Raw genomic sequence first — 20,048 nt, forward strand, 5'->3', positions numbered from 1 at the left:
TAATGAGTTAGATAATATTTAACTCTATTAGCTGAATTAAAATACTTTTGTTCACAAAGCAATAAATATAAAAAAACCCCTTTCGGGGTTTTTTACGTTAATTTAACTCAGCGTTATTTAGCAGGCGCATCAGTATCTGGTGTCGATTCTGGTTTATCATCTGCTTTATCTGCGTCTGCAGCTTCAGAGTCAGCTTTAGTCTCTGTCGTGTTTGCAGGCGTGCCTTTATCTTTATCATCAATTGAGTCATCAGCATCCCAATCGGCTGGCTGACGAACTTCGCGACGATTCATTAAATCATCAATTTGATCGGCATCGATGGTTTCAAATTTCATTAACGCATCTTTCATGGCATGGAGGATATCCATGTTGTCACTTAAGTAAGTATGCGCACGATCGTAATTTGAATCAATTAAGTGTTTTACTTCGGCATCGATGATACGGGCGGTATCGTCGGACATATGTTGGGTTTTACCCATACTGCGTCCTAGGAATACTTCGTTTTCATCTTCAGCATAAAGTACCGGGCCTAATTTTTCAGAGAAGCCCCACTGGGTCACCATGTTACGTGCAATTGACGTTGCATATTTAATGTCTTGTGAAGCACCTGTCGATACGCGCTCTGTACCGTAGATCATCTCTTCCGCTAAACGTCCGCCGTAGGCAACTGAAATTTGGCTTTCAAGTTTACGGCGACTTTGACTAATTGCATCAGCTTCAGGTAAGAAGAAAGTCACACCTAATGCACGGCCGCGTGGAATAATAGTAACCTTATGCACAGGATCATGCTCAGGCACTAAACAACCAACAATCGCATGACCTGCTTCATGGTATGCGGTCATTTCTTTTTCATCTTCAGACATCACCATCGTGCGGCGCTCAGCACCCATCATGATTTTGTCTTTAGCACTTTCAAACTCTTCCATGCTCACTACGCGGCGATTACCCCGAGCAGCAAATAGCGCAGCTTCATTCACCAAGTTTGCTAAATCAGCACCTGAGAACCCTGGGGTACCACGAGCAATAACGCTGGCTTTGACACCATCTGCTAACGGTACTTTACGCATATGAACTTTTAAAATTTGTTCACGACCACGAACATCCGGTAAGCCAACAACCACTTGACGGTCAAAACGACCTGGACGTAGCAATGCAGCATCCAACACATCTGGTCTGTTGGTCGCAGCAATAACAATAATACCTTCGTTACCTTCAAAACCATCCATTTCAACCAGCATTTGGTTCAAGGTTTGCTCACGCTCATCGTGACCGCCACCAACACCAGCGCCACGTTGGCGACCTACAGCATCAATTTCATCGATAAAGATGATACATGGTGCAGACTTTTTAGCTTGCTCAAACATGTCACGTACACGTGATGCACCGACACCGACAAACATTTCAACAAAGTCAGAACCAGAAATAGTGAAAAACGGAACTTTAGCTTCACCAGCAATGGCTTTTGCAAGTAAGGTTTTACCCGTACCCGGTGGGCCAACTAAAAGAACACCGGTAGGAATGCGGCCACCAAGCTTTTGGAAACGGGTTGGCTCTTTTAGGTAATCAACCAATTCTTTTACGTCTTCTTTTGCTTCGTCACAACCTGCAACATCACCAAAAGTGGTTTTAATTTGGTCTTCGCTCATCAATTTGGCTTTACTCTTACCAAATGACATCGCGCCTTTACCGCCACCGCCTTGCATTTGGCGCATGAAGAATATCCACACACCAATTAATAACAGCATCGGGAACCAAGAGATAAAGATTTGGGTTAGGAAGCCTGACTCTTCAGCTTCTTGGCCCTTCATTGAAATCCCTTTACGATCAAGATCATTGATTAAATCTTGGTCATACATTGGCATGATTGTAGTGAACTTCTCTCCAGAGCGTCTTACTCCTTCAATGGTACGTTGATCACTTTTAATTTCTACCGAATTGATATTGCCGTTTCGGACACTATCTAAGAATACGGAATAATCCATCTTCTGCGTTGACGAAGAAGAGGGGGAATAGCCCTGAAACACTGACATCAACACGACGGCGATGACAACCCAGAGAATTAAATTTTTTGCCATGTCACTCAAATTGTTAGACCTCTTGAAGACCCACGATAATTAATCGTTAGACTACTATAACTTGTAACCAGTCGCCACTATATAAACTTCACGTGAACGTGGTCGTGATGAATCTGGTTTGCGTGTTTTCACTGTTGTAAAAGCTTGTCGCACTGCTTTCATATATTCGTCAAAGCCTTCCCCCTGAAAAACTTTGACTGCAAAACTACCATTAGATGCCAAAACTTGATGGCACATATCTAATGCTAATTCTACTAAATACATTGCCCTTGGTTGATCCACACCATCTGAACCACTCATATTAGGCGCCATATCTGATAGTACTACATCAACTTTATCTTCACCAACGCGGTCAAGTAAAGCATCAAGTACTTTTTCTTCACGGAAATCGCCCTGTAAAAAGTCGACGCCCACGATGGGGTCCATAGGTAAAATATCACATGCGACTAATTTACCTTTTTCTCCCACTAGTTTAACTGCAATTTGAGACCAACCGCCAGGCGCTGCGCCTAAGTCTACTACTGTCATACCAGGTTTAATTAATTTGTCTTTTTGTTGGATTTCTTCCAACTTGAATGCAGCTCGAGAGCGTAAACCTCGCTTTTGAGACAGTTTTACATAGTGATCATCAAAATGTTCTTGCATCCATCGGCTTGAACTTGCCGAGCGTTTCTTCGTTGCCATTTAAATTCCGTAACGATTTGGAGTTACATCATGCTTATATAAGGGTAGAATAGCCGTTTTTCAACAGTAACATTTAAAAAGTTGGTACAAATGAACTTAACAACCAAACAAAAACAGCATTTAAAAGGCCTGGCGCATAATTTAAAGCCTGTAGTGCTGCTTGGTGCTAATGGTTTGACCGAAGGTGTACTGGCTGAAATTGATAGTGCACTCACTCATCATGAACTAATTAAAGTGAAAGTAGGCTCTTCTGATAGAGAGCTTAAAAATGCTGTAGTTGACGCGATTATTCGCGAAACTCAATCTACCAAAGTACAGCTTATCGGTCACACCTTAGTTATTTTCCGTCAGTCTGCTGAAATGAAAATTGCCGTTCCAAAAGCAAAATAATTTCGTCAAACATCTGGTTACTTAATATTAGTCGATTGTTGATTAACTGGTATTGAATATGACCTAAAAAAACCACTGCCATGCAGTGGTTTTTTTATCGCTATAGCAAACCAGTCTTAAGTCGTAACTTATTAAACGTATTCTACAGCGATAATTTCATATTCTGCGGTGCCACCAGGTGTGGTAATGGCAACTTCATCATCAAGGTTCTTACCAATTAATCCCCGCGCTATCGGTGAATTCACTGAAATAAGATTTTCTTTAATGTTTGCTTCATCATCACCGACGATACGGTAAGTTGACTCTGCATCGGTATCAACATTGACAATGGTCACTGTTGTGCCAAAAATCACTCGGCCATTGTTTGGCATTGATGTCACATCAATGATTTGTGCATTTGATAACTTGCCTTCAATATCACGAATACGTGCTTCACAAATACCTTGTTCTTCACGGGCTGCATGATATTCAGCATTTTCTTTCAAGTCGCCTAATTCACGTGCAGAAGCAATAGCTTCAGTAATGCTTGGACGACGCACAAATTTTAATTCATCTAATTCTTTACGCAGCTGTTCAGCTCCGATGATCGTCATAGGGACGGTATTCATAATGTCTTATGTCTCCTTTAAAAACAAAAGCACCCCGTGTCGACACGCATATCAACACAGTAAAATCTATATTATTAAACGTCGAGTCGTCATGCTCACATTCACTTATAGCGACATGTGGCAACAAAACAGTCTCGCGCGCTGAAGGGCTAGCAAATGATGATAGCTAAGCTTACATAAGCTTGCGAGTAGTTACTAGTGAGTGTCAAAAAATAGTAATAAAAAAGGCTGCATGACTGCAGCCTTTTTAACCGAATCGACGTTAAATTAAATATTATTAACTTTTAGCGATTCGTTCATGCAATTCTTGTACTGAATTGACGTTATTACGGTCATCTGCTGAATGCGCCATACAGGTAGCAAATGCAGCATTCAATGTTGTGGTGTAGTTCACTTTATAACGCAGTGCACCACGACGAATTTGACGAGAATCTTCAATCGCTTGACGCCCCTCAGTGGTATTAATGATGTAAGTGTATTCACCATTTTTAATACGGTCGAGAATATGTGGACGGCCTTCATGTACCTTGTTAACTAGGCGCGGATTAATACCTGCTTCACCTAGAATAACTGCAGTGCCATGAGTTGCATCAATTTGATAACCTAGCTCAATCAGTTCAGCTGCAAGTTCAGCCACACGCGCTTTATCACTGTTACGCACAGAAATTAATGCACGGCCAGACTTAGGTACTTCAGCTGTGGCACCAAGCTGGGCTTTAGCATAAGCTTCAGCAAAGGTTTCACCCACACCCATTACTTCACCTGTAGAGCGCATTTCAGGGCCAAGCATTGGGTCAACACCTGGGAACTTGTTAAACGGCAATACCACTTCTTTTACTGAGAAGTATGGTGGGATCACTTCTTTAGTGAAGTTCTGCGATGCTAAGCTTTGACCAGCCATTACACGTGCAGCAATCTTCGCTAGCGGGATACCGGTTGCTTTAGAGACAAATGGCACTGTACGCGCAGCACGTGGATTGACTTCAATCATGTAGATTTCGTCATCTTTAACCGCAAACTGAACGTTCATCAAACCAATTACGCCCAGCTCCATGGCTAATTTAGCCACTTGCTCACGCATACGGTTTTGAACATCTTCGCTTAAGCTGTATGGCGGCAACGAACAACCTGAGTCACCTGAGTGAACCCCCGCTTGTTCAATGTGCTCCATGATAGAACCCACAACCACGATTTCGCCGTCACAAACTGCATCGATATCGATTTCAATGGCATTATCGAGGAAACGGTCAAGCAATACTGGTGATGAGTTAGATACGCTTACTGCTTCATTGAAGTAGCGACGTAAGTCTTGCTCGTCATAAACGATTTCCATTGCGCGTCCACCTAATACATAAGATGGACGAACCACTAACGGGTAACCGATACGGGCAGCAGAAAGTACCGCACCTTCAACCGTTGTTACGGTATCGTTTTCAGGTTGCTTCATTTCAAGACGTTGAATCGCTTGCTGGAAACGCTCACGGTCTTCAGCGCGGTCAATGGCATCGGGGCTTGTACCAATAATCGGTACACCTGCCGCTTCTAGTTCACGTGCCAGTTTTAGCGGTGTTTGACCACCGTACTGTACGATAACGCCTTTTGGCTTCTCAATACGAACGATTTCAAGCACATCTTCAAAGGTCACTGGCTCAAAGTACAAGCGATCTGAGGTGTCATAATCGGTCGAAACTGTCTCAGGGTTACAGTTAACCATAATGGTCTCGTAACCGTCTTCACGCAATGCTAATGCCGCATGAACACAACAGTAATCAAACTCAATACCTTGACCAATACGGTTAGGGCCGCCACCAAGAATCATGATTTTTTCACGGGTTGATGGCGCGGCTTCACATTCTTCTTCGTAAGTTGAGTACATGTAAGCAGTGTCTGTGGCAAATTCTGCCGCACAGGTATCGACACGCTTATACACTGGGTGCATATCAAAGCGGTCACGAATTTTACGCACTTCGCTATCACTGACACCTAAGATGTGTGCTAAACGTGCATCAGAGAAACCTTTACGCTTAAGTTGCAGTAAGAAGGCTTCGTTAAGACCTGACATCCCCACTTCAGCCACTTTAGCTTCTTGGGCGATAAGATCTTCAATTTGGACTAAGAACCAATGATCAACATTAGTTAGCTTGAAGATATCATCACGACTTAGACCAGCGCGGAAGGCATCAGCAATGTACCAAATACGGTCACAACCAGGCTCTTTTAACTCATGACGAATTGTTTGCATTGCTTCAGGCGATGCAAGGTCAACAATCGGGTCAAAACCGTTACGGTTAACTTCAAGTCCACGTAATGCTTTTTGTAATGACTCTTGGAAAGTACGGCCAATGGCCATGACTTCACCCACTGACTTCATTTGCGTCGTCAAACGGTCATTAGCGCCAGCAAATTTTTCAAAGTTAAAGCGCGGTACTTTAGTCACAACGTAATCAATTGCAGGCTCGAATGATGCTGGGGTGCGACCACCAGTAATATCATTCATTAGCTCATCTAAGGTGAAACCTACCGCTAATTTCGCGGCGATTTTAGCAATCGGGAAACCGGTTGCTTTAGAAGCTAACGCAGAAGAGCGAGAAACACGCGGGTTCATTTCAATAATGACCATACGGCCAGTGTTTGGACAAATACCAAACTGAACGTTTGAACCACCGGTTTCAACACCAATTTCACGCAGTACCGCTAAAGAAGCGTTACGCATTAATTGGTATTCTTTATCGGTCAGTGTTTGCGCTGGTGCAACAGTGATTGAATCACCGGTATGCACGCCCATGGCATCGAAGTTTTCAATGGCACACACAATGATGCAGTTATCATTGCGGTCACGAACCACTTCCATTTCGTACTCTTTCCAACCGATTAGTGACTCATCGATTAGCAGCTCGCTAGTTGGCGATAACTCAAGGCCTTGAGAACAAATGTCTTCAAACTCTTCTTTGTTATACGCAATACCACCGCCACTGCCACCCATGGTGAAAGATGGACGAATAATACACGGAAAGCCAACTTGGTCTAAAACACCGTAAGCTTCTTCCATTGTATGGGCAATACCAGCACGAGGACAGTCAAGTCCAATTGACTTCATTGCTGTATCAAAACGACTACGGTCTTCAGCTTTATCAATTGCGTCAGCTGTCGCGCCAATCATTTCAACGTTAAACTCTTCTAGTACACCTTCAGCTTCTAGCTGCAGTGCACAGTTAAGTGCGGTTTGGCCACCCATAGTTGGCAAAATCGCATCAGGTTTTTCTTTAGCGATAATGTTACGCACAACTTCCCAGTGAATTGGCTCGATGTATGTCGCATCAGCCATTTCTGGATCAGTCATAATGGTTGCAGGGTTAGAGTTAACTAAGATAACTCGATAACCTTCTTCACGCAGCGCTTTACACGCTTGTGCGCCAGAATAGTCAAATTCACAGGCTTGACCAATCACAATTGGGCCAGCGCCTAGGATCAGAATACTTTTAATATCAGTACGTTTTGGCATTGCTTATCTATTCTCCGAATGACCTAACTATTTAGCGTTTTGACGATATTGTTCAATCAACTCAATAAAGTGATCAAACAGTGGTGACGCATCGGTCGGTCCAGGGCTTGCTTCTGGGTGACCTTGGAAACTAAACGCTGGTTTATCAGTAAGGTGAATACCTTGCAAAGACCCATCAAATAACGATTTGTGAGTCACTTTGATGTTCGCAGGCAACGTCGCTTCATCAGCAGCAAAACCGTGGTTTTGACTGGTGATCATCACATTACCTTTTTCAATATTACTTACCGGGTGGTTAGCGCCATGATGACCAAACTTCATTTTCAAAGTTTTTGCCCCAGATGCTAATGCAAGTAATTGGTGACCAAGACAAATACCAAATACTGGGATTTCAGTTTTTAAAATTTCTTGGATAGCCGTAATCGCATAATCACATGGCTCTGGGTCGCCTGGGCCATTTGATAGGAAAATCCCATCAGGATTCATTGCTAATACTTCAGCTGCCGGTGTTTGTGCAGGGACAACAGTAACATCACAACCGCGGTCAACTAGCATGCGTAAAATATTGCGCTTGATACCATAATCAAAAGCAACAATTTTAAACTTAAGCTCTGACGCTGGAGTTTCGTCCGGTAAACCACCCACTAAGCGCCAAGTGCCTTTGCGCCATTGGTAGGTCGACTCTGTGGTCACTTCTTTAGCCAAATCCATGCCTTTCAAACCAGGGAATGCTTTGGCTGCTGCTAATGCTTTAGCTTCATCGATATCGCCGACCATAATACAACCGGCTTGGGCACCCTTTTCACGTAAAATACGAGTTAATTTACGGGTATCGATATCAGCGATACCAACAACATTATTCGCTTTTAAATAATCGCTTAAGGATTGTTGATTACGGAAGTTGCTAGCTAATAGAGGGAGATCTCGGATGATTAGACCACAGGCATGAACTGAATCAGATTCGGTATCTTCATCGTTTGTTCCGGTGTTACCAATGTGCGGGTAAGTCAAAGTGACAATCTGGCGAGAATATGACGGATCCGTTAAAATCTCTTGATAACCTGTCATTGAAGTATTAAATACAACTTCACCAACAGTTAGTCCATCGGCACCAATTGCTGTGCCAGAGAATACGGTTCCATCTTCGAGTACAAGTAAGGCAGACTGTGTCAACGTGACCTCCAAAAATAAGAGTCAAACCACTGAAATTATTTATTTTTAATTTCTACAGATTTACAAAATTACGAAAATTTGGCAAATTCCGGCGATTCTATATGAATTATGTATAAGCGTCTATGCTTGATTTATGTTTTTTTGGGAACAATATTTTCCCAAAAAAAAACCACCAACGGTGGTTTTCTTTAAATATTAATTGAGTCCCAATACTTGCTGCATGTCATAAAGACCAGCATCTTGATCGGACAGCCAATAGGCGGCGCGCATTGCGCCATTTGCAAAGGTCATGCGACTGGTGGCTTTATGCGTTATTTCAACTCGCTCACCAATATCGGCAAACATCACGGTATGGTCGCCAACAATATCACCGGCACGAATAGTAGAAAAACCAATGGTATTTCTATCACGTTCGCCTGTCATACCTTCACGACCATATACAGCGCACTCTTCAAGATCACGACCTAAAGTTTCAGCGATAACTTCGCCCATCTTTAATGCCGTCCCTGAAGGGGCGTCTTTCTTAAAGCGATGATGGCCTTCGGTGATTTCGATATCGGTGTAATCACCCATTACTTTTGCCGTTAACTCTAATAGTTTCAGCGTTAAGTTAACGCCTACTGACATATTCGGTGCAAACACAACCGGTGTTTGCTCAGCATAAGCACCAATCAACTCTTTTTGAGCATGATTGAACCCAGTAGTACCAATCACAATCGCCTTATGGTTTTTAGCGCACCAATCAAGGTGAACTAACGACGACTCTGGAGAGGTAAAATCAATTAATACATCAAAATGTTCTGATGCAATATCTAATGAATCTGTAATCGCGACATTCATAGTACCAACACCAGCAAGCTCACCAGCATCAACACCAATCAGTGTTGAACCTGTACGCTCAATAGCAGCACCCAAATATATGACCTCATGTTGCTTTGCAGCTTCAATCAGTGTGCGACCCATACGGCCACTGGCACCAACAACAGCGACTCTTACTTTTGCAGTCATTTACTTCTCCCAGTGATACAAAAACGCCTAAGTAAACTTAGGCGCTTTTCATTAAACGATTGCTAATAATTCGACTTCAAATACCAACGCCGAGAATGGCGGGATAGAAGCGCCAGCACCACGTTCGCCATAAGCTAAGTGTTGTGGAACGAATAGTTTAAGCTTAGTGCCAACAGGCATTAGTTGTAATGCTTCAGTCCAACCAGCGATAACACCAGAAACTGGGAATTCAGCAGGCTCGCCACGAGCTACAGAGCTATCGAATACTTCACCGTTGATGAAAGTACCGTGGTAATGTGCACGAATAGTTGATTCAAGCGTTGGCTTTTCGCCTTCACCTTGAGTGATAACTTCGTATTGAAGTCCTGACTCAGTAACAATAATGTCTTCACGCTTAGCATTTTCAGCTAGGAATGTTTCACCTTCAGCAGATGCAGCAGCAGCAGCTTCTTCTTGAACAGCTTGTAAACGACGGCTGATTTCAGTGAAAGCAACTTGTAAGTCTTCCATCGCTACAGCACTTTCTTTACCAGCGAATGCATCAGCTAGACCAGCTTGTACAGCAGGGATATCGATGCCTTCGAAAGGGTTAGCTGCTAATTGCTCACCCATTTGACGACCTACACCGTAACTTGCTTGCTGTTCCATTGTGTTGAACTCTGACATATCGTATTTACTCTTAATTCATCGGTTAAAATTTGCGGGGCAGTTTACCACACTTTCGTTGCTGATGGGTGCTAATCTACCTCGATTATGACTATTTTTCAGTAGCCTTAATGACACTTGGCAAGCGTCTTCTTTAGAGCTGCTTGATACACTGGTGTCACTTTAGCTTGAAGGGCTTTTAAATCGGCAATACGTGTCGAATGAGATGGATGGGTTGAAAATAGCTCAGGGCCTTGTTCACCACCGGCTTTGGCCATATTTTGCCAAAGCGTAACGCTTTTAGCAGGATTAAAACCCGCTTTAGCCATTAACTCTAAACCAAGCTCATCGGATTCACTTTCTTGATCGCGGCCAAAGGGTAATAAAATACCGACTTGCGCACCTAAGCCTAAGCCCGCCATATAAAGATCTTTATTGGCCACGCCGCCAGCACCTAGGGCTATATCAGCCATTTGCATACCTGCATTGGTCATTTGTGAACGCGAAACTTGCTCATTACCATGCCTTGCTAGCACATGGGCTACTTCATGACCTATTACTGTCGCTAACTGGTCTTGATCGCTCGCCACCTTAAGTAATCCTGTGTACACGCCAATATGTCCACCAGGCAGTGCAAAAGCATTTATCTGATCTGAATCAAATAACACAACTTCCCAGTTTAAGCTTTGATCAGGTAATACTGCAGTAATGCGATTGGCAACACAGTTCACATAGGCGGTTTGCTGTTTATCGGTACTGATTTTTTCCGTTTTTTTCATCGCATCGAATGATTGCGCCCCCATTTGTGACATTTGAGACTCATCAAATAACAGCATTTGGCTGCGGCCAGTTGGGGATTTGTGGGTTGCGCAACCTGAGATAAAAATGGTGGCAAATAGCCCCCAAAAAACGGCTTTCATAATAATTATCCTTTTATTATTTTGTGAGCGTTGGCAATAGTTCATCATAAATTTAGTACTCAATAGATTGATTACAAATGAACCTATTGCGCGCTATTGTAAGTCATTTTTAGCTCAGCAATCACTAAAAACAGCAGCTTACCTTGGTGTTTATTTACCTTTAAAGTCCTTAATACTGCGCTTTTTCTGACTGCGGCGATTTGCTTGCTTATCTTTTTTTGGCCGTTGACTGTTACCCGAACTCGGTTTATCCGTCACCGGGAAATCTGCTAAGACGAGTGTTGGCAGCGCGCGCTCAGTTAAGGTTCTGATAGCTTGTAGTGCATCAGATTCACCATGACACACTAACGATAGCGCCAAACCATTAGCACCCGCCCTTGCCGTGCGGCCAATGCGGTGCACATACACTGCTGCGCTTGCGGGTAAATCCACATTAATAATCACAGGTAATGCATCAATGTCTATACCGCGGGCTAACACATCAGTTGCCACTAATACGGTTAACGCCTTTGATTTGAAGTCCTTTAAGGTTTTAGTGCGTATCGCTTGCTCTTTATCGCCATGCAATGCTGCCGCATTAACTCCAGCTTTTACCAGCTTTTTGGTTAGTGCATCTGCGCTATCTTTAGTATTGCTAAACACCAACACTTGCTGCCATTGATGCTGCTTTATTAGCGCAATCAGTGCTTGTGCTTTACTGCCTTTATTGACCAAATAAAGCTGCTCTTCAATGTGATCTACCACTGAATTGGCTTTATCAGCTTCAATACGGATCAGATCATGTTTCAAAATCACACTAACTTGTTTAGCTACTGTGTCATCTATGGTGGCTGAAAATAATAGTGTCTGCTTATTTACCGGCGTTTGCTGCACAATGGTTTTAATGTCTGCCCAAAAGCCCATATCTAATAACCGGTCTGCTTCATCAAGTACTAACAACTTCAGCGCTGATAAAGACACATGTTCCAGCTTTATAAACTGCACTAACCTTGCTGGGGTGGCGATGATAATCTGCGGCGATCTCTTCAAATCAGCGACTTGGGCTTCAACATCAATGCCGCCACATAAAAGCTGCACCTTTATGCCTAAAGGCTTCGCAACCTGATTAAGCGTTTGATAAACCTGATTAGCCAGCTCACGAGTCGGCGCAATTACTAGCGCTTGAACAGGGTCAGCTTTATCTAGATCAATAGCTTGCAGCATAGGCAAACCAAAGGCGTAAGTTTTACCGCTCCCTGTTTGTGCTAATGCCAATACATCTTTACCTGATAACACAGCAGGAATGGCCAGCGCTTGAATTTTAGTGGCCGCTGTTAATTGCTTAGGTAAAGCTGAGATAAGGCTTGGATTGAGGTTTAACTGTAAAAAAGACATCGAAATAGTGATCCAAAGAAGCAATGAGATGCAGTCTACCGCACACTGACGTCATTGTCTTAAGCTGTGTTTGTTTAATAGCCTGCAAAGTGCTTTAAAAACTTGCCAATAAAAAAGGCTAATTACTTTGCAGTAATTAACCTTTTAATCGACTCGCTAATAGCTAAATTTAATAAATAAATTTAGCTATTTAAATCGTGAAAAAACTTTTTTACGCCATCAAAGAACCCTTCAGCTTTAGGGCTGTGCTTCTTTGACTCACCGGTTAAGGTCGCTTCAAACTCACGAAGTAGCTCTTTTTGCTTTTCGTTAAGTTTAACTGGTGTTTCCATGACGACTTTACAAAGTAAGTCACCAACGGCGTGGCTGCGAACCGATTTAACACCTTTACCGCGCAAGCGGAACATACGGCCAGTTTGGCTTTCTGCAGGTATTTTCAAATTCACTTTACCATCAAGTGTTGGCACTTCAATCTCGCCACCTAATGCAGCTTTGCTGAATGAAATTGGCACTTCGCAGTAGAGGTTATTACCATCACGAACAAAAATATTATGTTCACGAACGCTCACCTGTACATATAAGTCACCCGGAGGCGCGCCAAACTCACCCGCTTCACCTTCACCGGTTAAGCGAACACGATCGCCAGTATCAACACCAGCTGGTATTTTAACTGATAAGGTTTTGCTCTTTTCAACACGGCCTTCGCCATGACACTTCTTACAAGGATCTTTAATGATCTTGCCGCGGCCATGACAAGTCGGACACGCCTGCTGAACAGCAAAGAAGCCTTGACGCATTTGTACTTGGCCTTGACCATGACAGGTACCACAAGTGGTTGCTGACGAGCCTTTCTTAGCGCCGCTGCCATCACAGCTATCACACGATGCTAAGGTAGGAATACGTAACTCTTTAGTAAGGCCACGAACCGCTTCTTCAAGTGATAAGTCTAAGTTGTAACGTAAGTCACTACCGCGAGCCGCTTGACGTTGTCCACCGCCACGACGACCGCCGCCAAAGATATCGCCAAACACGTCACCAAAGATATCACCGAAATCACCGCCGCCACCTTGACCGCCGCCACGATTAGGATCAACGCCTGCATGACCAAATTGGTCATAAGCCGCTTTCTTATTCGCGTCAGTTAAAATTTCATAAGCTTCTTTAGCTTCTTTAAAGTTAACTTCAGCTTCTTTGTCGCCTGGGTTACGGTCAGGATGATATTTCATCGCTAGACGCTTATAGGCTTTTTTGATTTCTCGTTCACTGGCATCGCGACCGACACTTAGAACTTCGTAATAATCTCGCTTTGACATAATCTCAGTTTTCTCAAGCAGGTATTGTACGAACGGGCGTTAGAGATTTCTCCCAACGCCCGCCTGAAAGTTAACTAACTAATTTAGCTTACTTTTTGTCGTCTTTTACTTCTTCAAACTCAGCATCAACAACGTCATCTTCAGGCTTAGCTTCTTGCGCATCTTGTGCTGGAGCTTCACCTTGTTGCGCTTGTGCTTTCGCTTGAGCGATTTCCATTAACTTAGCAGACGCTTCCATTAATGCTTGAGTCGCTTTATCAATTGCTTCTTTGTCGTTACCTTTAGTTGCGGTATCAACGTCAGCCATTGCTGCTTCAATTTTCTCTTTTTCTTCAGCTGGTAATGCTTCACCCGCTTCTTCGATTTGCTTCTTAGTTGCGTGAACCATGCCATCAGCTTGGTTACGTGCAGTCACTAGCTCTTCGAATTTAGCATCTTCATCAGCGTGAGCTTCTGCATCACGAACCATTTGCTCTACTTCTTCGTCACTTAGACCTGAGTTAGCTTTAATAGTGATGTTTTGCGCTTTACCGGTTTTCTTATCAGTTGCTGATACGTTTAAGATACCATCAGCATCGATGTCGAAAGATACTTCAACTTGTGGCATGCCACGTGGCGCTGGTTCAATACCTTCTAGGTTGAATTGACCTAGAGATTTGTTGTAGCTAGCTTGCTTACGCTCACCTTGAAGTACGTGAATTGTTACTGCACTTTGGTTATCTTCAGCAGTTGAGAACGTTTGACTCGCTTTAGTCGGGATAGTGGTGTTCTTCTCGATAAGCTTAGTCATTACGCTACCCATGGTTTCGATACCAAATGATAGTGGTGTAACGTCAAGTAGCAATACGTCTTTCACGTCACCAGAAAGTACACCAGCTTGAATTGCTGCGCCTACGGCTACGGCTTCATCTGGGTTAACGTCTTTACGTGGCTCTTTACCGAAGAAGTCAGTTACTGCAGCCTGTACTTTAGGCATACGAGTTTGACCACCAACTAAAATCACTTCGTTGATGTCTGAAACAGATAAGTCTGCATCAGCTAGCGCAACTTTTAATGGCTCTAAAGAACGTTGGATTAAGTCGTCAACTAAAGACTCTAACTTAGCACGAGTGATTTTAACCACTAAATGCTTAGGACCTGTTGCATCAGCAGTGATGTAAGGCAGGTTAACTTCAGTTTGTGTTGTGCTTGAAAGTTCAATTTTCGCTTTTTCTGCAGCTTCTTTAACACGTTGCATTGCTAGCGGGTCGTTACGTAAGTCTAGACCTTGCTCTTTTTTGAACTCGTCAGCTAAGTAGTTAATTAGGCGGTTATCGAAATCTTCACCACCTAAATGAGTATCACCGTTAGTAGCAAGTACTTCGAAAGTTTGGTCACCATCGTTGCTATCAATTTCAATGATAGAGATATCAAAAGTACCACCACCTAAATCGTATACTGCAACAACGTTGTCGCCTTGTTTTTTGTCGATACCGTAAGCTAGTGCAGCAGCAGTTGGCTCGTTGATGATACGTTTAACATCAAGACCAGCAATACGACCAGCATCTTTAGTTGCTTGACGTTGTGAATCATTAAAGTATGCAGGAACAGTAATAACCGCTTCTGTTACTTCTTCACCCAAGAAATCTTCAGCTGTTTTCTTCATCTTTTTCAAGATTTCAGCAGATACTTGTGGTGGTGCCATTTTCTTGCCGTGAGCTTCAACCCATGCGTCACCATTGTCAGTACCAATGATTTTGAAAGGCATGATGTCAACATCACGTTGAACTTCGTCATCTTTAAAACGACGACCGATTAAACGCTTAATCGCGAAAAAAGTATTTGTTGGGTTTGTAACTGCTTGACGCTTAGCAGGTGAGCCTACTAATGTTTCGTCATCGGTATATGCGATGATAGATGCTGTTGTACGTTCGCCTTCAGCATTCTCGATTACGCGAGCAGTACCGCCATCAAGGACAGCCACACAAGAGTTAGTTGTGCCTAAGTCAATACCAATAATTTTGCCCATGAGGATCTCCGAAATATAAAATTTTAATGTAACTAATTTGATTATGTTTGTTGATATGGGGTCAGGAATTGATTTTTCAAGTCCTAATTTTTGCCTCTCATATCAGCCTTACTGCATATATTGGGACAGCTAACTAAAATACAAGGGCTGATCAAAAAAATTATTAAAAATATCTTAAGTAAATATCCCGTGACCTCATTTTGTATATTGCATACAATCTGTCCATACTTGCTTGCTTTACTAATCCACCCCTTGGATATTATGCATAATTACTATTATTAGGAATGATTTTGCCAAACACTTCTCTTGCCTATATCTATGGTTTAGTTGCCGTTTTACTTTGGTCGACAGTCGCGACTGCATTTAAAGTCGCGCTAAGTTTTTATACACCCTTACAATTGGTATTTGTTGCAGTGCTCACCTCTATTATTGCATTGAGTGTGATTATCCTATGGCAAAGAAAGCACACATTAATGCTGCGACAATTTAAACGTCGCCCAGGATTTTATTTGCTTAGCGGTATTCTGAATCCGTTTCTTTATTACTTTGTGCTGTTTGAAGCTTACGATTTGCTTCCAGCTCAACAAGCCTTATCCCTTAATTACACTTGGGCGATTTTATTGCCCATTTTAGCTGTCCCTTTGCTGGGTCATAAGCTCACAAAGGTTGATGTCATTGCCGCGCTGATTGCCTATAGCGGCGTTTACATTATCGCAACCGGCGGCAATATCACCGCATTTAACTTTGATAGCCCTAAAGGGATTGCTTTTGTATTAAGCAGTACGGTGATTTGGTGCTTATATTGGGTAACCAATACCAAGGATGACGGCGATGCCACTGTAAGCTTATTACTTAGCTTTTTAATTGGTTTACCTTTAGTGACTATTGCCATGCTAATCCATCAACCCATAAGCGACTTTAGTTGGCAAGCGCTAACTGCTGGAGTGTATGTGGGGCTATTTGAAATGGGTATCACCTTTGTTTTATGGCTTATGGCACTTAAAAGCACCGAGAAAACCTCTAACATCACCACGCTTGTATTTTTAACCCCTGTGCTGTCTGTTGGGTTTATCGCGCTAATCTTAAAAGAGCAAATCGCCAGCAGTACCTATATTGGTCTATGCTTTATTTTAACGGGGTTAATATTGCAAAAGGTAATCCCACAGCTGTTGAGAAAATCCAGTTTAAAGATCAGCCATAAGCATAATAAGTAGCAGTGGTTAAAGCATTTTACGATATTTAAACGATTAAAATTTAAACTTTATTGTCAACATGGCAGTTAGTTGCTATTAATAAGGTGTGCAGTTAATACGGTGTACAAGATACAAAGGATGCTTCAAGGAGGAGATTGGCAATGGGAATGCCGAGATGGAATTTAAGTGACACCACAGAAAATAAAATTCGCAGCTATAGCTTAATGCTTACCGCGGCTATTATGCTTTATGAATATCTCAACGGTGATATCTCAACCCAATACCCCGCCATGTATATATGTATTTTTGTTTTTCCTGCGGTCTACTTCACTAATAGCATACAAGAAAAGTACTTCCCGCTTATCATGGAGTATGTTCAAGCAGCTAGGCTTGTAAGCATATTTATGACGCTGAGCAGCTTTTTGATTTGGTGTTACACCACTTATATACGTTTATCTACTCCTGCGATTTCCAGCCATGGGCTATACCTGCAATAATCCTATAACGGCAATAACCTCTGGCGACAATAACCTCTAGCGGCACATTTCAAAGCTGCTGCTATTTCAGTGCTCAAAAAAACAAAAAAAGCACCGAGGTGCTTTTTAAGTTTTAAGCGCAAATCAAGTCAGTTTGTCACTCACAGCATCGTCAGCTTCAAATCTGGCTTGGGTTAGTTTATTTTAGCTGCGAGAAGTATAATCACCAGTTGCCAACCACTTATAAGTCGTTAGTGCATCAAGAGCCATTGGTCCGCGAGCATGTAGCTTTTGGGTACTGACCGCCACTTCAGCCCCTAAACCAAATTGCGAGCCATCCGTAAAACGGGTGCTGGCATTGACATATACCGCTGCTGAGTCTACTTGATTCATAAAGTGGCAGGTCGCATTAATATCGTCAGATAAAATCGCTTCAGAGTGACCGCTAGAGTGTTGACGAATATGGGTAATCGCTTGGTCAATATCAGTCACAATCTTAACCCCAAGTGTTAATGACAACCACTCAGTACTGAAGGTTTCATCCGTTGCAGGATGAATATCAAACTGACTTGCTGCAAATAACTGCTGCGTTTTTTCACAAGTATAAAAACTCACGCCTAATGCCGACATCTGCGTAAACAGATCTGCTAAAAACTCAGCCGCAACAGCTTCGTGAACCAGTAAGGTATCTAAGGCATTACACACTGTTGGACGCTGCACTTTTGCATTAATGATCACCTCAGCACTGCGAGATAAATCCGCTGATTTATCAAGGTATAAATGACAAATACCAATGCCGCCTAAAATCACCGGAATACTGGCTTTTTCAGCGCAAAGGCGTTGTAAGGTTTGGCCGCCGCGAGGAATAATCATATCCACATATTGGTCAAGGCGCAGTAAGCCAGTCACTAAGTCGCGATCGGTAGAGTTAATCAGCTGCACAGCATCTTCAGGTAAACCTTGTAATGTCAGCGCTGTGCGGATCACCTCACTTAAAACTTTATTTGAGGTTAAGGTTTCTTTACCGCCACGAAGGATCACTACATTACCGGTTTTTAGTGCTAGTACGGCAATATCAACAGTGACGTTAGGGCGTGCTTCGTAAATCACCCCAACAACTCCCAGTGGCACTTTGCGTTGAGTTAAACGTAAACCGTTATCTAATAACTGGCTAGCTGATTCACTGCCCACAGGATCGGCAAGATTAATCACATTTTCAATATCAGCAATAATGCCAGCTAATCGCTCGCTATCTAGCAATAATCTATCGATCATCGCATCGGTTAAACCATTGGCTTTTGCTGCCTGCACGTCTTGGTCGTTCGCCGCTAAAATCGCTTCGGTATTTAGCGTTAGTTGCTCGCTAATACAACGAAGCAAAGCGTTTTTGTTTTGGCTCGATAAATTAGCAAGGGCAAAGCTTGCTGCTTTTGCTTGCTTACCTAGCGTGGTTAAATATTGCTGCTGTGACATGTTTTCGTCCTTTAATTTATTCACTATCTAGTACCACCATGTCATTACGATGTATTGCTGCTACGCCGTAATCATAGCCAAGTAATGTTTCAATCTCGTTGGAGTGCTTTCCTGCAATTATCGTTAATGCTTTAGCACAATAACGGCTCATGCCTTTAGCAAGCACGTGACCTGATTTATCGGCAATCAACACAGTTGCGCCACGTTCAAATTGCCCTTCTACGCTGACAATCCCTTTAGGCAATAAGCTGCGACCATTTTCAACGACCGCTTTACAGGCGCCATCATCTAATATCAGCCGCCCTTCTGTTGCAGGGCCAGCTAAAATCCATTGTTTTCGGCTTTCAAGGGGATTTTTAGTGACACTAAAATGAGTGCCGACCGATTCTTTACTGACTACTTGTGAAATCACATTAGGCAAATGACCTGAAGCAATGACCACTTCAACACCTGCTCGCCTAGCCACATCGGCCGCTTCTAACTTAGTCGCCATGCCGCCAGTGCCTAAACCTGAAACTGCGCCACCCGCTAACAAGCGTAAGTTATCATCAATATTGACCACTGAAGTAATTAACTTGGCATCGGGGTTATTGCGTGGATCGGCATCAAATAAGCCGATTTGATCAGTCAATAACACTAATAAGTCAGCATCACATAATAATGCGGCCCTAGCTGATAAATTGTCATTGTCGCCCACTTTAATTTCATTGGTGGCAACGGCATCATTTTCATTAATAATCGGAATAATATTATTATCTAACAATGCATTGAGTGTATCTCGAGCATTTAGATAGCGTTCACGATCATGTAAGTCGGCGCGGGTTAACAATAACTGTCCCACGTGCAAACCATAAATACTGAACAGTTCTGACCAAGCTAAAATAAGCTGACTTTGACCCACGGCGGCTAATAATTGTTTATTGGGCATAGTATCGGGCAATACGGGGTATTGCAGATGTTCGCGACCAGCCGCTATTGCGCCAGATGTGCACAATACAACTTCAATACCTGAACGCACAAGCACAGACATCTGTCTGGCCAGTTCCACCATATGTGCTTTATCGAGCTTGTTACTGCCCGAAGTTAAGACACTGGTCCCTAATTTTACGACGACCCGCTTGTAAGTCATGACTGCCTTTTCAAACTCAAAAATATTGACTGAAATATTTTTATACCTAATTCAGCGAATAATTCATAGTAAAGCCC

Annotated in this window: 16 protein-coding genes; 3 read left to right on the plus strand and 13 right to left on the minus strand. The window is 42.8% G+C overall.

Going from position 1 to position 20,048, the window contains the following annotated elements; all coding sequences use genetic code 11:
* Window positions 1–113: 113 nt before the first annotated feature.
* Window positions 114–2,075, minus strand: a complete 1,962-nt coding sequence (gene ftsH, locus Q4591_RS06590) for an ATP-dependent zinc metalloprotease FtsH (RefSeq protein ID WP_303460044.1) — start codon at window positions 2,073–2,075, stop codon at window positions 114–116.
* A gap of 54 nt (window positions 2,076–2,129) precedes the next feature.
* Entirely contained in the window at window positions 2,130–2,759 is a 630-nt protein-coding gene (gene rlmE, locus Q4591_RS06595; protein ID WP_055023704.1) for a 23S rRNA (uridine(2552)-2'-O)-methyltransferase RlmE, read from the minus strand.
* Between the two features lie 90 nt (window positions 2,760–2,849).
* Between rlmE and yhbY the strand changes: the two genes are divergently transcribed.
* The gene (gene yhbY / locus Q4591_RS06600) at window positions 2,850–3,149 is read left to right on the plus strand and encodes a ribosome assembly RNA-binding protein YhbY (RefSeq protein WP_076542846.1); all 300 of its coding nucleotides are present in this window, start codon (window positions 2,850–2,852) and stop codon (window positions 3,147–3,149) included.
* A 131-nt stretch (window positions 3,150–3,280) separates the two neighbouring features.
* Here yhbY and greA read toward each other — a convergent pair whose 3' ends face one another.
* The 9 genes from greA to dnaK all read right to left on the minus strand — a co-directional run bounded on the left by greA (window position 3,281) and on the right by dnaK (window position 15,700).
* Window positions 3,281–3,757, minus strand: coding sequence for a transcription elongation factor GreA (gene greA, locus Q4591_RS06605; RefSeq protein ID WP_076542843.1), 477 nt, complete (start codon window positions 3,755–3,757; stop codon window positions 3,281–3,283).
* A gap of 277 nt (window positions 3,758–4,034) precedes the next feature.
* Entirely contained in the window at window positions 4,035–7,259 is a 3,225-nt protein-coding gene (carB, locus tag Q4591_RS06610) for a carbamoyl-phosphate synthase large subunit (protein WP_102477158.1), read from the minus strand.
* A 27-nt stretch (window positions 7,260–7,286) separates the two neighbouring features.
* On the minus strand, window positions 7,287–8,444 hold the full coding sequence (carA, locus tag Q4591_RS06615; RefSeq protein ID WP_102437921.1) for a glutamine-hydrolyzing carbamoyl-phosphate synthase small subunit: 1,158 nt from the start codon (window positions 8,442–8,444) through the stop codon (window positions 7,287–7,289).
* Window positions 8,445–8,627: 183 nt separating this feature from the next.
* The gene (gene dapB, locus Q4591_RS06620; protein ID WP_303412135.1) at window positions 8,628–9,440 is read right to left on the minus strand and encodes a 4-hydroxy-tetrahydrodipicolinate reductase; all 813 of its coding nucleotides are present in this window, start codon (window positions 9,438–9,440) and stop codon (window positions 8,628–8,630) included.
* A 51-nt stretch (window positions 9,441–9,491) separates the two neighbouring features.
* Entirely contained in the window at window positions 9,492–10,106 is a 615-nt protein-coding gene (locus Q4591_RS06625) for an FKBP-type peptidyl-prolyl cis-trans isomerase (protein ID WP_102437925.1), read from the minus strand.
* 107 nt (window positions 10,107–10,213) lie between these two features.
* Window positions 10,214–11,005 (minus strand): M48 family metallopeptidase, encoded by a 792-nt coding sequence (locus Q4591_RS06630; protein ID WP_303460048.1) that lies wholly within the window; start codon window positions 11,003–11,005, stop codon window positions 10,214–10,216.
* A 150-nt stretch (window positions 11,006–11,155) separates the two neighbouring features.
* A complete protein-coding gene (locus tag Q4591_RS06635) occupies window positions 11,156–12,379 on the minus strand; it encodes a DEAD/DEAH box helicase (RefSeq protein ID WP_303460051.1) in 1,224 nt (407 codons plus the stop codon).
* A gap of 182 nt (window positions 12,380–12,561) precedes the next feature.
* The gene (gene dnaJ, locus Q4591_RS06640) at window positions 12,562–13,692 is read right to left on the minus strand and encodes a molecular chaperone DnaJ (protein ID WP_102437931.1); all 1,131 of its coding nucleotides are present in this window, start codon (window positions 13,690–13,692) and stop codon (window positions 12,562–12,564) included.
* An 88-nt stretch (window positions 13,693–13,780) separates the two neighbouring features.
* The gene (gene dnaK / locus Q4591_RS06645; protein WP_102437933.1) at window positions 13,781–15,700 is read right to left on the minus strand and encodes a molecular chaperone DnaK; all 1,920 of its coding nucleotides are present in this window, start codon (window positions 15,698–15,700) and stop codon (window positions 13,781–13,783) included.
* A gap of 290 nt (window positions 15,701–15,990) precedes the next feature.
* Between dnaK and Q4591_RS06650 the strand changes: the two genes are divergently transcribed.
* Both Q4591_RS06650 and Q4591_RS06655 read left to right on the plus strand, forming a co-directional pair.
* On the plus strand, window positions 15,991–16,914 hold the full coding sequence (locus Q4591_RS06650; protein WP_303460054.1) for a DMT family transporter: 924 nt from the start codon (window positions 15,991–15,993) through the stop codon (window positions 16,912–16,914).
* A gap of 146 nt (window positions 16,915–17,060) precedes the next feature.
* The gene (locus Q4591_RS06655) at window positions 17,061–17,390 is read left to right on the plus strand and encodes a hypothetical protein (protein WP_241904024.1); all 330 of its coding nucleotides are present in this window, start codon (window positions 17,061–17,063) and stop codon (window positions 17,388–17,390) included.
* Between the two features lie 183 nt (window positions 17,391–17,573).
* Here the strand turns inward: Q4591_RS06655 and Q4591_RS06660 are convergent, their stop codons facing one another.
* A complete protein-coding gene (locus Q4591_RS06660; protein WP_303460057.1) occupies window positions 17,574–18,842 on the minus strand; it encodes a glutamate-5-semialdehyde dehydrogenase in 1,269 nt (422 codons plus the stop codon).
* Between the two features lie 16 nt (window positions 18,843–18,858).
* Entirely contained in the window at window positions 18,859–19,971 is a 1,113-nt protein-coding gene (proB, locus tag Q4591_RS06665; protein ID WP_102477151.1) for a glutamate 5-kinase, read from the minus strand.
* Between the last annotated feature and the right edge of the window lie 77 nt (window positions 19,972–20,048).

The sequence above is a fragment of the Shewanella sp. 3_MG-2023 genome (genome assembly GCF_030548765.1).
Taxonomy (GTDB): domain Bacteria; phylum Pseudomonadota; class Gammaproteobacteria; order Enterobacterales; family Shewanellaceae; genus Shewanella.

Bases quoted from the DNA above. Each gene is read 5' to 3' on its own strand.
- carB (WP_102477158.1), bottom strand. From the start codon at position 7,259: ATGCCAAAACGTACTGATATTAAAAGTATTCTGATCCTAGGCGCTGGC.
- Q4591_RS06660 (WP_303460057.1), bottom strand. From the start codon at position 18,842: ATGTCACAGCAGCAATATTTAACCACGCTAGGTAAGCAAGCAAAAGCA.
- yhbY (WP_076542846.1), top strand. From the start codon at position 2,850: ATGAACTTAACAACCAAACAAAAACAGCATTTAAAAGGCCTGGCGCAT.
- Q4591_RS06630 (WP_303460048.1), bottom strand. From the start codon at position 11,005: ATGAAAGCCGTTTTTTGGGGGCTATTTGCCACCATTTTTATCTCAGGT.
- dapB (WP_303412135.1), bottom strand. From the start codon at position 9,440: ATGACTGCAAAAGTAAGAGTCGCTGTTGTTGGTGCCAGTGGCCGTATG.
- Q4591_RS06625 (WP_102437925.1), bottom strand. From the start codon at position 10,106: ATGTCAGAGTTCAACACAATGGAACAGCAAGCAAGTTACGGTGTAGGT.
- dnaK (WP_102437933.1), bottom strand. From the start codon at position 15,700: ATGGGCAAAATTATTGGTATTGACTTAGGCACAACTAACTCTTGTGTG.
- Q4591_RS06635 (WP_303460051.1), bottom strand. From the start codon at position 12,379: ATGTCTTTTTTACAGTTAAACCTCAATCCAAGCCTTATCTCAGCTTTA.
- greA (WP_076542843.1), bottom strand. From the start codon at position 3,757: ATGAATACCGTCCCTATGACGATCATCGGAGCTGAACAGCTGCGTAAA.
- proB (WP_102477151.1), bottom strand. From the start codon at position 19,971: ATGACTTACAAGCGGGTCGTCGTAAAATTAGGGACCAGTGTCTTAACT.
- rlmE (WP_055023704.1), bottom strand. From the start codon at position 2,759: ATGGCAACGAAGAAACGCTCGGCAAGTTCAAGCCGATGGATGCAAGAA.
- Q4591_RS06655 (WP_241904024.1), top strand. From the start codon at position 17,061: ATGCCGAGATGGAATTTAAGTGACACCACAGAAAATAAAATTCGCAGC.
- ftsH (WP_303460044.1), bottom strand. From the start codon at position 2,075: ATGGCAAAAAATTTAATTCTCTGGGTTGTCATCGCCGTCGTGTTGATG.
- dnaJ (WP_102437931.1), bottom strand. From the start codon at position 13,692: ATGTCAAAGCGAGATTATTACGAAGTTCTAAGTGTCGGTCGCGATGCC.